Annotated in this window: 13 protein-coding genes and 1 tRNA gene; 11 read left to right on the top strand and 3 right to left on the bottom strand. The window is 67.7% G+C overall.

Annotation, left to right across the window (positions count from 1 at the left end; genetic code table 11):
• Positions 1–12: 12 nt before the first annotated feature.
• The 8 genes from BLU38_RS07655 (at position 13) to BLU38_RS07620 (ending at position 6,798) form a co-directional block, all read left to right on the top strand.
• Complete coding sequence (locus BLU38_RS07655; RefSeq protein WP_091522430.1) at positions 13–1,542, top strand: glycoside hydrolase family 88 protein; 1,530 nt, start codon at positions 13–15, stop codon at positions 1,540–1,542.
• The gene (locus BLU38_RS07650) at positions 1,539–2,369 is read left to right on the top strand and encodes a fumarylacetoacetate hydrolase family protein (RefSeq protein ID WP_091522426.1); all 831 of its coding nucleotides are present in this window, start codon (positions 1,539–1,541) and stop codon (positions 2,367–2,369) included. Before BLU38_RS07655 ends, BLU38_RS07650 begins: the two co-directional genes overlap by 4 nt.
• 131 nt (positions 2,370–2,500) lie before the next feature.
• The gene (gene glp / locus BLU38_RS07645) at positions 2,501–3,823 is read left to right on the top strand and encodes a molybdotransferase-like divisome protein Glp (RefSeq protein ID WP_091522422.1); all 1,323 of its coding nucleotides are present in this window, start codon (positions 2,501–2,503) and stop codon (positions 3,821–3,823) included.
• Positions 3,824–3,825: 2 nt separating this feature from the next.
• A complete protein-coding gene (gene moaC / locus BLU38_RS07640) occupies positions 3,826–4,314 on the top strand; it encodes a cyclic pyranopterin monophosphate synthase MoaC (RefSeq protein WP_091522418.1) in 489 nt (162 codons plus the stop codon).
• A 1-nt stretch (position 4,315) separates the two neighbouring features.
• Complete coding sequence (locus BLU38_RS07635) at positions 4,316–4,849, top strand: MogA/MoaB family molybdenum cofactor biosynthesis protein (RefSeq protein ID WP_091522413.1); 534 nt, start codon at positions 4,316–4,318, stop codon at positions 4,847–4,849.
• Positions 4,849–5,685, top strand: a complete 837-nt coding sequence (locus BLU38_RS07630; RefSeq protein ID WP_091522410.1) for a GNAT family N-acetyltransferase — start codon at positions 4,849–4,851, stop codon at positions 5,683–5,685. The genes BLU38_RS07635 and BLU38_RS07630 overlap by 1 nt, the downstream gene beginning before the upstream one ends.
• Positions 5,686–5,817: 132 nt before the next feature.
• A complete protein-coding gene (sepX, locus tag BLU38_RS07625; RefSeq protein ID WP_091522407.1) occupies positions 5,818–6,621 on the top strand; it encodes a divisome protein SepX/GlpR in 804 nt (267 codons plus the stop codon).
• Between the two features lie 104 nt (positions 6,622–6,725).
• Positions 6,726–6,798, top strand: a tRNA-Ala gene (locus BLU38_RS07620).
• A gap of 250 nt (positions 6,799–7,048) precedes the next feature.
• Here BLU38_RS07620 and BLU38_RS07615 read toward each other — a convergent pair.
• Positions 7,049–7,768, bottom strand: a complete 720-nt coding sequence (locus BLU38_RS07615) for an SDR family oxidoreductase (RefSeq protein ID WP_091522403.1) — start codon at positions 7,766–7,768, stop codon at positions 7,049–7,051.
• Between the two features lie 86 nt (positions 7,769–7,854).
• Between BLU38_RS07615 and BLU38_RS07610 the strand changes: the two genes are divergently transcribed.
• Positions 7,855–8,424 (top strand): TetR/AcrR family transcriptional regulator, encoded by a 570-nt coding sequence (locus tag BLU38_RS07610; RefSeq protein WP_091522399.1) that lies wholly within the window; start codon positions 7,855–7,857, stop codon positions 8,422–8,424.
• A 76-nt stretch (positions 8,425–8,500) separates the two neighbouring features.
• Here the strand turns inward: BLU38_RS07610 and BLU38_RS30785 are convergent, their stop codons facing one another.
• Complete coding sequence (locus BLU38_RS30785; protein ID WP_157683279.1) at positions 8,501–8,701, bottom strand: hypothetical protein; 201 nt, start codon at positions 8,699–8,701, stop codon at positions 8,501–8,503.
• 85 nt (positions 8,702–8,786) lie between these two features.
• Between BLU38_RS30785 and BLU38_RS07605 the strand changes: the two genes are divergently transcribed.
• Positions 8,787–9,725: a phosphotransferase enzyme family protein gene (locus tag BLU38_RS07605; RefSeq protein WP_157683278.1), complete on the top strand. Its 939-nt coding sequence runs from the start codon at positions 8,787–8,789 to the stop codon at positions 9,723–9,725.
• Between the two features lie 7 nt (positions 9,726–9,732).
• On the opposite strand, the gene BLU38_RS07600 is transcribed toward BLU38_RS07605, so the two are convergent.
• Positions 9,733–11,301 carry an AMP-binding protein gene (locus BLU38_RS07600; protein ID WP_091522392.1) on the bottom strand — a complete coding sequence of 523 codons (1,569 nt, stop codon included), beginning with the start codon at positions 11,299–11,301 and terminating at the stop codon, positions 9,733–9,735.
• A gap of 178 nt (positions 11,302–11,479) precedes the next feature.
• Between BLU38_RS07600 and BLU38_RS07595 the strand changes: the two genes are divergently transcribed.
• Entirely contained in the window at positions 11,480–12,502 is a 1,023-nt protein-coding gene (locus BLU38_RS07595; protein WP_091522390.1) for an ABC transporter substrate-binding protein, read from the top strand.
• Positions 12,503–12,509: the final 7 nt, after the last annotated feature.

Here is a 12,509-nt window from a genome sequence, read left to right as displayed (position 1 = left end):
AAAGGAATCACCATGACGATCCCCATCGGCAATCGGCCGATCGGTCGCCGTCGAGTGTTGCTCGGCGCGCTGGCCGCCGGCACCGCCAGTTGGGCGCTCGGCAGACCCTCGGTAGCCGGCGCCGCCGCCCTGGAATACGACGGCCCGGGTGCCTTCGACATCGCCGAACAGGCCTACTTCGATCAAGGATTTACCGACAACGAGGGCGGCGGGTACGCCTGGGGTGCCTCCTACTATCTGCTCGGCCTGCTCCGGATGTACCAGGCGCATCGGGATCGTGGCTACCTCGACAGGTTCGCCGACTACGCCGACACCGTGCTGAACCGTACGGACACGGCTCGCGGAGTCACCGACTACGCCGGCCGTTCCGGAGACGTCTGGCGGACCGCCGGCAACTACACCGCGGCGCACGGGACGGTGACCACAGCCGACGGCACGCCCGCGGTGCAGGTGCGCTGGGCCGGGACCAGGGGCGCGGAGACGTCCGGAACGATCAGCGCGGTCGTCGGGGACCGTTTCACCCTCACCCTGAACAATCCGACCGCCGCGGCGCTGACGCTGACCGACGTCAGCCTCGACCCGGCCGACGACCGCTACCTGGTCGCGTTGATCAACGCCGCCTACAAGACCTCTGCCCGGTGGACCGCGGTCGAGCTGAGGGAGCAGCCGGCAGCGGCGCCGGTCGGGACGACGATGAGGTTCGCCATCCAGTACTACGTGTTCGCGGTGCACACGGGCATGATCAGCTATCCGCTGGCGAAGTTCGCTCGGATCGTCCTCGACTCCGACGCTCTGCTGCTGGACCGGCTCGGCGGTCAGGCCCGGCGGGCCTTGGGGGCGGCCGAGCGGGCGGCAGCGTTCCATGATCACGAATACCGGACGGCTCCCGACGGCAGCGGTGACTACGTGTTCGAAAGGGGTGCGCCGATACCGTTCGACGGTGCGGTGCAGCCCTACAACCAGAGCCACGCGATGGGCCAGACGCTGGCCGAGCTGTACCGGGCGACCGGCGACACCGGCTATCGGGACAAGGTCGAGGCACTGCTGGCGTCGTACATGCACGGTCTGCGATCGAGTGCTGACGGTGCCTACTCCTGGCCCTACTGGGCGGTGAATTCCGAGGTGTACCGGGGCTACTCGGCCGCCGATGACGTCTCCAGCTATACGCCGTCCTATTCGGCGTCCCAACAGGTCGAGGACATCAGCCACGCAGCCATCTCGGTCGAGTTCGTACACGCCGCAGCCGATGCCGGGATCCGGTCCGCCCAAGATCAACTCCCGAGGTTCGCCGCCACCTACCGCAACCTTGTGGTGCGGAGCGACACCGAGGTCTGGTATCGGGTCGACGGCACCGGCGACGCCGCACCATCCAATGCCGTGCAGTGTGCCCGCTGGGGTGCCTACGCCCAACAGGATGTCGAGATCTATCGGCAGGCGCTGCGGGTCTACGAGGCGGCCGAACTGGTCCCGAACCAGGGATCGCACGCCCTCGGGATCGGCTATCTCAACTGGGGTCGCTTGAAGGGAAGGCAGAACCGATGAGACGTGCCCGGATCCGGACCGCCGACGGTCTCGTCGATGCGGTCGTGGTCGAGCTGGCCGGCGAGGACACGGTGCTGACCGTGCCGGACGGCAGCAGCCCGCAGCAGGTGATCGACGACCCGACGACGGCGGGAGCGGAGCTGTCGCTGGAGAAGGTGAGGTTTGCGCCGCCGGTCACGCCGGGCAAGATCATCTGCGTCGGCCTCAATTACGCCGACCACGCCGCCGAAGGCGGTCAACAGGCGCCCGACCAGCCGATCCTGTTCATGAAGGCGCCGGACACGATGATCGGGGCCCGGGACGACATCGTCCTGCCGCGCGGGTCGGTGAAGACCGACTGGGAGGTCGAGCTCGGAGTGGTGATCGGCGGCGAACCGACCGGTACGGCCTATCTGGACTCCGAGGAGCAGGCCGACGCCTACATCGCCGGCTACGTCCTGGTCGACGACGTCTCCGAACGGGAGTTCCAGCTGGAGCGCGGCGGACAATGGGACAAGGGCAAGAACTGCGCCACCTTCTGCCCGATCGGGCCGTGGCTGCTGACCGCGGACGAGGTGCCGGACCCGCAGGCGATCCGGCTCGGTCTGGAGGTGAACGGGCAGCCCCTTCAGGACAGCGACACCGGCCGGATGATTTTCGGCGTCCGGCACCTGGTGCACTACATCTCGCAATACCTGACCCTCTATCCCGGCGACGTGATCAGCACCGGCACCCCGGCCGGCGTCGGCGCCGGCCAACACCCGCCCCGCTACCTGACCGCAGGCGACACCGTACGAGCCTGGGCCGACGGCCTCGGCCAGCACCTCAACCAGGTGCGGTCCAACTAGGCGCGATATATCAAGGTTAGGCACGTTCCCGCACCCCTGGAACGTGCCTAACCTTGATATATCGCGCGCAGGTGGCCTGCCTGTGGGCGGGTTGCCGGGGCTGAGTGGGGTCGGAGATTAGGGTTGGCGGCATGCCATTGTTGCGCCGCAAGCGAAAGCCGGAACCGGTTGTCGAAGAGCCGGAGGCTCCGAAGCTGCCCGATCCGCCGGAGCCGGGGGCCGGTGGACTGCGTGCGATGGCGGACCACCGGGCATACCTGTTGAGCTGCATCGAGCCGCTGCCGCCGTTCGGCCAACAGATCCTGGACTCGGTCGGGTTGAGCTTGTGCGAGGACGTGGTCGCCGGGGTGAGCATGCCGCGGTTCGACAACTCCGCGATGGACGGCTACGCGGTCCGTGCCGCCGATGTCCAGAACGCCACCGAGCAGACTCCGGTCAGCCTGCCGGTCGTCGGTGAGGTGCAGGCCGGTTCCCCGGCGCCGCACACCCTGTCGCCGGGGACGGCTATGAAGATCATGACCGGCGCCGCGCTGCCGGAAGGTGCCGACGCGATCGTGCCCTACGAGGCGACCGATCGCGGCGCCGAGGACGTCCGGATCAACGAACCGTCGATCAACGGTCAGCATGTCCGCCGCGTCGGGGAGGACGTCAACGAGGGCGACACCGTACTGCGTGCCGGTGACCGGCTGACCTCCCGCTCGATCGGGCTGCTGGCGGCGATCGGCGTCGATCAGGTGATGGTCCGGCCTCGGCCCCGCGTCGTGGTCGTCTCCACCGGCAGCGAACTGGTCGAGCCGGGACTCGCGTTGCAGAACGATCAGCAGATCTACGATTCCAATTCCTACATGCTGGCTGCTGCTGCCAAGGCCGCCGGCGCGCAGGTGTTCCGGGTCGGCCGGGTGCCCGACGACCCGGCGCAGCTCAAGCAGGTGATCTCCGATCAACTGGTCCGCGCGGACCTGATCCTGACCACCGGTGGGGTCAGCCAGGGTGACTACGACATCGTCAAGCAGGTGCTGCCCGAACTCGGCCCGTGCGACTTCTCCGGCGTTGCGATGCAGCCGGGAAAGCCGCAGGGATTCGGGCTGATCGGCGAGGACCAGACGCCGATCATCATGATGCCGGGCAACCCGGTGAGCGCGTTCGTCTCCTTCGAGGCGTTCGTCCGACCGGTGCTGCGCAAGCTTGCCGGGGTCGAACCGTTCGTCCGTCCGACCGTCCGACTGACTGCGGCGCGAGCGATCACCTCGGTCCCGGGCAAGCTGCAGTTCGCCCGTGGCGTGGTGCGGACCGATGATCAAGGACACCGGACGGTTGATCTTGCCGGCGGGCACGGATCACACCTGCTCGGTGGGCTGTCGCTGTCCGATGCGTTGCTGCTGATCGACGAGGAGACCGACTTCGTCGCCGCAGGCGACGAGATCGACTGTTGGTTGCTGGGTGAGGACAACTGACGATGCCCGGTGATCTTCCGCACCTCACTGCCACCGGGACGGCCCGGATGGTCGACGTGTCGGACAAGGAGTCGACGGCTCGTACCGCGACAGCCTCCGGCCTGGTGCGATTGAACGCCGAGGCCGTCGGCGCGCTGCGGGACGGCACGGTTCCGAAGGGCGACGCGCTGGCGGTTGCCCGGATCGCCGGTATCCAGGGCGCGAAGAAGACCCCCGATCTGGTGCCGTTGTGTCATCCGCTGCCGCTCAGCGGAGTGGACATCGACCTCGAGGTCGTCGACGAGGGAGTCCGGATCGCCGTCACCGTCCGGACCACCGGCCGGACCGGGGTGGAGATGGAGGCGCTGACCGCGGTCAGCGTGGCCGCCTTGTCGGTGGTCGACATGATCAAGGCGATCGATCGGGGTGCGGTGATCACCGATGTCCGGGTCGAGTCCAAGAGCGGCGGTCGACGCGGCGACTGGCGGCGTCCGGCGACAGAAGCCGGGTGAGATGGCAGCTCCTGTCGCGGGTCGACCAGAGCCGGCCGAACCGTCCGAAGGTGATCGCAGCGGACTGAGCGCCGCCGTGATCACGGTGTCGACCCGCGCGTCGGCCGGCGTCTATGCCGACCGATCCGGTCCGCTGATCGTCGACGCGCTGGCCGAAGCCGGCTTCGCGGTCGGTGACCCGGTCGTCGTCGCCGACGGTGAGCCGGTGGCGACCGCCCTGTTCGCCGCCGTCGCCGCCGAGCACGCCGTGATCATCACCACCGGTGGCACCGGTCTCAGCCCGGATGACCACACCCCGGAGATGACCCGCCGGGTGATCGAACGCGAGATGCCGCAGCTGGCCGCGGCGATCGCTGACTATGGTGTCGATCATGGAGTACCGACGGCCGTGCTGAGCCGAGGGATCGCCGGAACCGCCGGCCGCAGCCTGATCGTCAATCTGCCCGGTTCTCGCGGCGGCGCCCGGGACGGGATGGCGGTCCTCGCCCCGGTGCTGGGGCACGCCGTCAGCCAACTCCGGGGCGGGGACCACTGATGGACACACCGCCGGTCGGCCGACGGTGGCCGGTCACCCTGCAACACCGCGACGTGACGCTGCGACCGATGCGGCTACGAGACGCCGCCGAGTGGGAACGGGTCCGGCGTCGGAACGCGAGCTGGTTGCGCCCCTGGGAGGCGACGTTGCCGCCGAACTCCTCGCCCGGACCGCCGACCTACGGTGCCCTGGTACGCAATCTCAACCGGCAGGCTCGACAGGGCCGGATGCTGCCGTGGCTGATCGTCTTCCAACCCGAGGAGCACAGCCGGTCCAACCGGCCGGTGCTGGCCGGTCAACTGACGGTCAGCGGGATCGTCGGCGGATCGGCCGCCTCCGGACAGATCGGATATTGGATCGACCAACGGCTGGCGGGTCGTGGGCTTACCCCGACGGCGGTGGCGATGGCGGTCGACTATTGCTTCCGGACCCTGCAACTGCATCGGATCGAGGTCGCGATCCGTCCCGAGAACGCCCCGAGCCTGCGGGTGGTGGAGAAGCTCGGCTTCCGCAGTGAGGGCAGTCGGCCGCGCTATCTGCACATCGACGGCGACTGGCGTGATCATCTGATCTTCGCGTTGAACGGCGACGAGGTCGGCGACGGTCTGCTCGACCGCTGGGATCACCGTCGGGAGCAAGATCAAATTCGTTCAGCCGGTGAGTCCGTCCAGGACGCCGAGTCCACCGAGGTCCCTGAACCTGTCGAAGGGCGTCCCGGCGAGCACCCTGAGCCTGCCGAACGGCACACCGAGCACACCCGGCCCATCGAGCACCCTGAGCCTGACGAGCGCCCTGAGCCTGTCGAAGGGCAGGAGCCCAACGCACACGCCTCCTGATCACTCCGGTCGTGAGAAATCCTTCGATGGGATCCCGGGCGAGGTGTCCGAACCAGACCGGGTGGACACAGACTCCGCGACACACCGCACGACATCGGGCCGGACCGGGCGAACAACCCGTACGGTTTCGGTGTGGGTACGACAGGTCTGATCTATGCAGCCATCGCGTTCGCCTGGCTGGCCTATCTGGTGCCCAATTACCTGCGACGCAAGGAAGAATCGACCAGCACCGAGGCCGATCCTCATGATCGTTTCTCCGACTCGGTCCGGATCATCCGGTCCGGCTCGGCTCCGTTGCTCGATCAGGATCTGACCGAGATGCCCGAGGTCGAGATCTCCACCCCGTTGACCCGCCGGGCAGCGGTCGGTGAACTCCGCCGGCTCGAACAGACCGCCGCGTTGCGCCGCCGTCGGGTCCTGCTGGTGCTGATGATCTTGCTGACCGCAGCCGTCGTGGTCTGGGCGACCGGCCTGGTCCCATGGTGGGTGATGGCCATTCCGGCGGGCTTGGTGGTCGGCTTCTTCGGACTGTCCCGCTTCACCGTCGCCGCGATGCACCGTGACCTCGACGCCCGCTACGCCGAGATCCGGCGGGGGAGCGAGGAGTCCACCGTGCTGCTCAATCGGCGGACGGTCGCCGATCTGGTCGGCACCCCGGACTCCGAGCCGTCGATCAAGATCAAGTCCAAGTCCGGCGGGCTCTGGGAGCCGTTGCCGATCACGATGCCGACCTACGTGTCCAAGCCGCTCGCGCCGCGGACGGTCCGAACCATCGATCTGGCCGCACCGGAGATGTCCCAGCCGGTCCGGGAGGACGGTCCGGTGACGGCGGACCGGCCGACTCCGCAGCCGGTCGCGCAGCCCGACCAGGTGGTCGAGGTGGCCCGTAAACCCGAGCAGACCGGCGACGACCTGGGGCGTGCCGTCGGCGAGTGATCGCCGGCTGGTCCGGATCGGGCGGCCGATTCGGACCGATCGCGTCACCGGTGTTAGTCTTGCTCGCGCACATCACCCGAGGTCCACGGATAGCGGCGTGATCTGGGGCTATAGCTCAGTTGGTAGAGCGTCGCGTTCGCAATGCGAAGGTCAGGGGTTCGAATCCCCTTAGCTCCACATCAGTTCAGAAGATCGGAACCTGCCCCGCCTGATGACGGGGCAGGTTCGTTTTTGTGTGCACATCGCCGGCCACCGCGGTGTTGGCGTGGGCGAGGATGCCGGCGGCAGGCTCGCAGGGTGTAGCCGAGGTCTTCGTCCAAGATGATCTTGGTGAACAGCGTCCGGTCGGATCGGTGGCATCCAGCTGTCGAGCCGGTTCGTGATCGCGTTGATTCTGTGCTTCCGTCGGCCCTTGAGCGTCGACGTGTCAGCTCTCGGACAGTGCCGCGAACAACTGCTCGTATCGCTGTGCGGGGTCGAGGGTGAGTCCGGACTTCACGAGCTTCGCCCAGTCGTCGGCCAGGACTTCGTCGTGACCCGACTCGATCGCGTCCAGCCCGGCGTCGACCAAGGCGCGCGGAGTGATCTTCGGCCCGTCGGAACCCGCAGCCATGTCGGTGTCGACAAGACCCATGTGCACGCCGACGACGTGCGTGCCCTGATCCGCGAGTTCGAGACGCGTACTGTCCGTCAGACTCCAGGTGGCCGCCTTGGATGCGGCATAGGCGCCGGCGACCGGGATTGTGAACCACGACAGTGCCGAGACGACGTTGAGGATGGCACCTCCCCCGTTGGTCTTCAGGATCGGCGCGAACGCTTGCGTCATGAGTAGCGGGCCGAAGAAGTTCGTGTCCATCTCCCGCCGGATCTCCGCCACGTCACCGGAAACGAGGGACGTACCGGTCGCGACTCCGGCGTTGTTGATCAGGACCTGCACGTCGTCAGCCGCGGCGGCGACGGCCTTGATCTGCGAGGGGTCGGTGATGTCGAGCTGGATCGGCTCGACTCCGTCTGCGGCGATGGCACTCGCATCGCGGGCGGTCGCGTAGATCCTTGACGCTCCACGCTCCTTGAGCTGCGCGACGAACTCCGCTCCGATCCCTCGGTTCGCTCCGGTCACCAGCACCACGGCGTTCTTCAATTGCACGTGACTCTCCCTTTTTGTAGCGATCACTATTGATTGAGTCCTGAACGTATCACATTCAATAGCGATCGTTACGATATGCTGGTGGCATGGCTGGCAGACCTCGAAGCTTTTCCCGTGACGCTGCGCTGGCCGCAGCCGTCGAGCAGTTCTGGCGCACGGGCTATGCCGAGACCAGCGTTGCCATGCTGACCAGAGCGATGGGCGTGACTCCGCCGAGCCTGTACGCGGCGTTCGGCGACAAGGAAAGCCTCTTCGCGGAGGCCTCCGACCTCTACTTCCGCCGGACCTGCGACGCCGTGCAGCGGGCGTTCGCCTGTCCGACCGCTCGCGAGGCCATCGCCGCGATGCTCGACGACACCGCCCGGGCGCACACCAGCACGGAAACTCCACTGGGCTGCCTGTTGCTGACCGAACCGCGCCTGGCCGCACAACGTGAAGCCCTCCGTCGCAGGCTCACCGACCGGATCGAACAAGGCGTCGCCGACGGCGACCTTCCGCACGCCGTTCGACCTGACGACTTGGCGTCGTTCCTGATGGCGGTGATGCGCGGCATGTCAGGGTGTGCCAGGGACGGGGGCTCGACCGAGGAGGTACTCGCCATCGCCGGTGCCGCCCTGGCAGCCGTACCGGACCGACCGGCCGCCCACGCGCGTTGAGAGGCTCGCACGCATGGTCGTGCTGCCCGTGCCCGGTGGATCGTTGACGCCCCTCGCGCCGGCCCGGAGCTGTGGTTCAGCCGAGTCCGATGCCACGCTCACCCAGCCACCGCGTCAGCCGCAGCGGGTCGGTCAATCGGCGATCACCATCCGACGGAGTCCGCACCGTGGCCGCGTCGCTCAGGACGCCGTACTCGGCAAGGACAGTACGCCGATCGAGGAAGACCACGGACGCGACCGGCCACTCCATCGGGGCCGCCGGCCCGTCCGGTCGCATCCGGCTCTCGCCCGATCACGCGGTCCACACCAGCGGCACGCCGGGACGCTACCGTGCTGCCGACGCCGATACCTGGAGGACTTCGATGCTGATCGCACCGCCGCCGGAGATGCTCTGGGAGAGTGTCGACCCGGAGAACGAACTGCGCCGGCGGTTCGGCTTCGAGGATGCCGCGGCGGCGGTCGACTGGGCGGCCGATCTGTTGGCCGGGGACTACCGGATCAGCGTGCGTTCGGTCGACCGGCTGGTGATCAGCGCGCAGAATCTGATGGTCTGGGTGACGACACCCCCGTCGCGATTGATGATCAAGATCTGCCGGATCGCGGCGGTGCACGGCTGGCTCGACGCTCGCGCCGCGATGGTCGACTGGCTCGCCGATCATGATCATCCGGTGGCCCGGCCGCTGACCTCGCTCGGCGGCGAACGACAACTGCTACGAGACGACAGATCGATCGGTGTCCAGCCGGTCCTGGACGGGTCGCTGTTGGACGCCGGCGACGATGTTCAGGTGCGTGCCGCGGGTCAGACCCTGGCCGCCTTGCACGACGATCTGGCCTGCTGGCCGGACGCGAAACGGCTCACTGACGCATGGCCGGTCGCCGGCCGCGGCGAGCTGTGGGTGCTGCCCGAAGGGCGTGCGGAGACCGCACCGGAACTGGTGGAGCGGTTGCGGCGCAGGATCGACGAACTGCCCGACCGGTCCGGCCTGCCGGCCGAACAGCCGGTGCATACCGACTTCCGCGGCGCCAACCTGCTCTGGCACGACACCAGGATCAGCGGCGTACTCGACTTCGAGGAGGCCCGACTCGATCCGGCCGTCGTCGACCTGGCGCACGCCGTCTGCCTGCTCGGCACCTGGTATCACGACTGGCAACCGATCACACCGCAGCGGCAGCGACTGCTGATCGACAGTTATACCGATCGTCGGCCGCTCAGCGAAACCGAGGACCGGTGGCTGCAGGCATTGATCGGCTGGGGCATGCTCGGGCTCGGATGGTACGCCGAGGCCGACCGCTGGTTGTGACGACAGGTCAGTTCACCTGACGGTCCAGCCCCGTCCAGTACCGTGCCCGCAGTTCGCGTTTGAGCACCTTCCCGGTGGGCGACAGCGGAAGCGCCGCCGCGAGCTCCCAGCTCTGCGGGACCTTGAAATCCGGCAACAACGCGCCGCAATGTTTGTGCAACTGCGCGGTATCCGGTTCGCTTCCCGCCCGGGCCACCACCACGGCATGAACGCGCTCGCCGGTGGTGTCGTCGGGGACGCCGATCACGGCACAGGCCGCCACGTCAGGGTGGGAGGCCAGGACGTTCTCCACCTCGGGAGAGTGCACGTTGTCGCCGTCGACGATGACGACATCCTTGAGTCGGTCGACGATGTAGAGGTAACCGTGTTCGTCGAGGTAGCCGACGTCGCCGGTGTGCATCCAGCCACCGCGAAGTGCGTCGGCGGTGGCGTCAGGGGCGTCCCAGTAGCCGCGCATCAGCCCGGGGCCGCGGAGCAGGATCTCCCCGGCCGTGCCGGTCGGCAGATCGTTGTCGTCGGCATCGACGACCCGCAGCTCGGTGTGCAGCATCGCCCGACCGCCGGAGCGGCGCTGCGGCCCCGGCCGACGGTGGTCCTCCGGCGTGGACATCGTGAAGGACAGTGACTCCGACAGCCCGTAGAGCTGGGCAAAACCTGCCTGCGGGAAGCGCGCCGAGGCTCGCTGCAGGAGTTGCTCGGTGATCGGGGAGGCGCCGTACATGATGTTGCGGACGCTGCTGAGCTCACTCCGTTCGATGTCGGGGTGGTCGACGACCCGCTGCAGCATCGGCGGCACGATGAATACCGCCGTGATCCGGTGCTTCTCGATCGCCTCCAGGACCACCGCCGGGTCGAATCGCGGGAACGGTACCAGAGTGTTGCCGAACTGGGACTGCATCAGCACCGAGCCCACGCCGGAGACATGCGAGATCGGCGTCAGTTGCAGCTGGCGGGTACCGGGCCGGATGAAGTCGGGATTCGTCAGCCCCATCGTCATGATCATGGTGAGCATCGCGCGGTGGGTGTGCATCACGGTCTTCGGTGCGCTCGTCGTCCCTCCGGTGTGCACCAGTCCCGCGAGCGCGTCGCCGCCCCGGTTCGCGTCCTCCGCCGGGGAGCTGCCGGCGATCAGTGCCTCGTAGTCGATCATCCCGTCCGGTGTCGGTTCGTCGCCGAGGTGGATCACGGCGCGGAGCCGAGGCCACCCCCGTCGGACCTCGGGCACCACAGCTGCGAAGGCGTCGTCGACGAAGAGGATTTCGGTATCGGATTCGGCCAGCATCGGCGCGATCTCGAACGGTGCGCGCATGGTGTCGATCAGGTTGAACACTCCGTCCGCCCACGGGATCGCGAGGATCGTTTCGACAGTACGGTCTGAATTGAGGGCGAGCAGGCCGACCCGAACGCCATCACCGACGCCGAGCCCGCGCAACCCACCGGCGAGCCGGGCCACCCGATCGGCCTGCTCGGCGAAGGTGCGCTGCCGGTCCCCCTGGATGGTGGCGATCCCGTCCGGCTGTTGTTGCAGCGCACGATGCAAGCCGGAGGTCCAGTACGGTTCGGGCTGAGTCCTCATGGTCTGTGACGGTAGGACCGCCCGGCCGGCGACGCTCGCACATTAGACCGGCCTCGAAACAGCCAGCGCGGAACATCCGGTTCGAGCCGCCGGTCCCAGGGATCGGGCCGGGGTCGGTATTGCCGCGCCGGCTCGCTAGGGTTAGGTGCACCTAACTTCTAGTGGAGGGTTGTTCTCGATGCCGTCTCGTTCCCGGCCCGTGATCGTGGCCGTCGTCTTCACCCTGCTGGCGTTGGCCGGCTGTTCGGGAGGGGCAGGAGCCGGCTCCGGCGCAACGTCGGACTCCGCGGCGTTGACCGCCGTCGGGCCGAAGAAGGCGCCGGGTGACGAGGTCTGCGGTCGCGCCGCGAAGCCGTCCGGTTCGCGGACGATCAAGCATGCGATGGGGCAGACCGAGGTGCCGGCGGACCCACAGCGGATCGTGGTGCTGGACAGCGACAAGCTGGACACCGTCTGCGCACTCGGTCTGCAGGACAAGCTGGTCGGTGCGATCGCGGTCGGAACCGGTGAACAGCCCCAGTACCTCGGTCCGACGGTTCACGACGTGCCGACGGTCGGCAGCATCGCCGAACCGGCGTTGGAGAAGATCGCGGCGCTCAAGCCGGACCTGATCCTGGGATCGAAGTTCCGCACCCCGGACAAGTACGACGAGTTGTCCAAGATCGCGCCGACGGTGTTCACCGAGTCGGTCGGCAGCACCTGGAAGCAGAATGTCCTGCTCGACGGGAAGGCGCTGCGTCAGGGTGATCGCGCGAAGACGTTGCTCACCGAGCTCACCGATCGGGCCGAGAAGGTCGGCCAACAGGTCGACGGGCCGACCGCCGATGTCTCCCTGGTGCGCTTCATCAAGGCCGGGATCCGGATCTACGGTCCGGACAGCTTTGCCGGTCAGGTGCTCGCCGACGCCCGGATCTCGCGTCCGCAGTTCCAGCAACTCAACGGAGCCGAGGATCGGCGCTTCACCGAGATCAGCGAGGAGGAGTTGCAACACGCCGACGGCAAGACGATCTACGTCGCCACCTACGGCCAGGAGAATGTCGAGGCCGAGCAGTCGGCACTCGGCTCGCCGCTGTGGAAGACCTTGAAGGGTGTGAAAGCCGAGCGGGCCTTCCGGGTCCAGGACGAGGTCTGGATGACCGGCATCGGTGTGATCGCCGCCGGTCGCATCCTGGACGATCTGCAGGAGTCGTTGGCATCCTGATCGTCAC

This window comes from Microlunatus soli, from assembly GCF_900105385.1.
Classification (GTDB): Bacteria; Actinomycetota; Actinomycetes; order Propionibacteriales; family Propionibacteriaceae; genus Microlunatus; species Microlunatus soli.
Note: the sequence above shows the minus strand (reverse complement) of the source record. Positions and strands in the feature narration are given on the sequence as shown.

Excerpts from the sequence above, each read along its gene's own strand:
- BLU38_RS07600 (WP_091522392.1), bottom strand. The coding sequence starts at position 11,301 with ATGAGGACTCAGCCCGAACCGTACTGGACCTCCGGCTTGCATCGTGCG.
- BLU38_RS07655 (WP_091522430.1), top strand. The coding sequence starts at position 13 with ATGACGATCCCCATCGGCAATCGGCCGATCGGTCGCCGTCGAGTGTTG.
- BLU38_RS07605 (WP_157683278.1), top strand. The coding sequence starts at position 8,787 with ATGCTGATCGCACCGCCGCCGGAGATGCTCTGGGAGAGTGTCGACCCG.
- BLU38_RS07635 (WP_091522413.1), top strand. The coding sequence starts at position 4,316 with ATGGCAGCTCCTGTCGCGGGTCGACCAGAGCCGGCCGAACCGTCCGAA.
- BLU38_RS30785 (WP_157683279.1), bottom strand. The coding sequence starts at position 8,701 with ATGCGACCGGACGGGCCGGCGGCCCCGATGGAGTGGCCGGTCGCGTCC.
- BLU38_RS07595 (WP_091522390.1), top strand. The coding sequence starts at position 11,480 with ATGCCGTCTCGTTCCCGGCCCGTGATCGTGGCCGTCGTCTTCACCCTG.
- moaC (WP_091522418.1), top strand. The coding sequence starts at position 3,826 with ATGCCCGGTGATCTTCCGCACCTCACTGCCACCGGGACGGCCCGGATG.
- glp (WP_091522422.1), top strand. The coding sequence starts at position 2,501 with ATGCCATTGTTGCGCCGCAAGCGAAAGCCGGAACCGGTTGTCGAAGAG.
- BLU38_RS07650 (WP_091522426.1), top strand. The coding sequence starts at position 1,539 with ATGAGACGTGCCCGGATCCGGACCGCCGACGGTCTCGTCGATGCGGTC.
- BLU38_RS07610 (WP_091522399.1), top strand. The coding sequence starts at position 7,855 with ATGGCTGGCAGACCTCGAAGCTTTTCCCGTGACGCTGCGCTGGCCGCA.
- BLU38_RS07630 (WP_091522410.1), top strand. The coding sequence starts at position 4,849 with ATGGACACACCGCCGGTCGGCCGACGGTGGCCGGTCACCCTGCAACAC.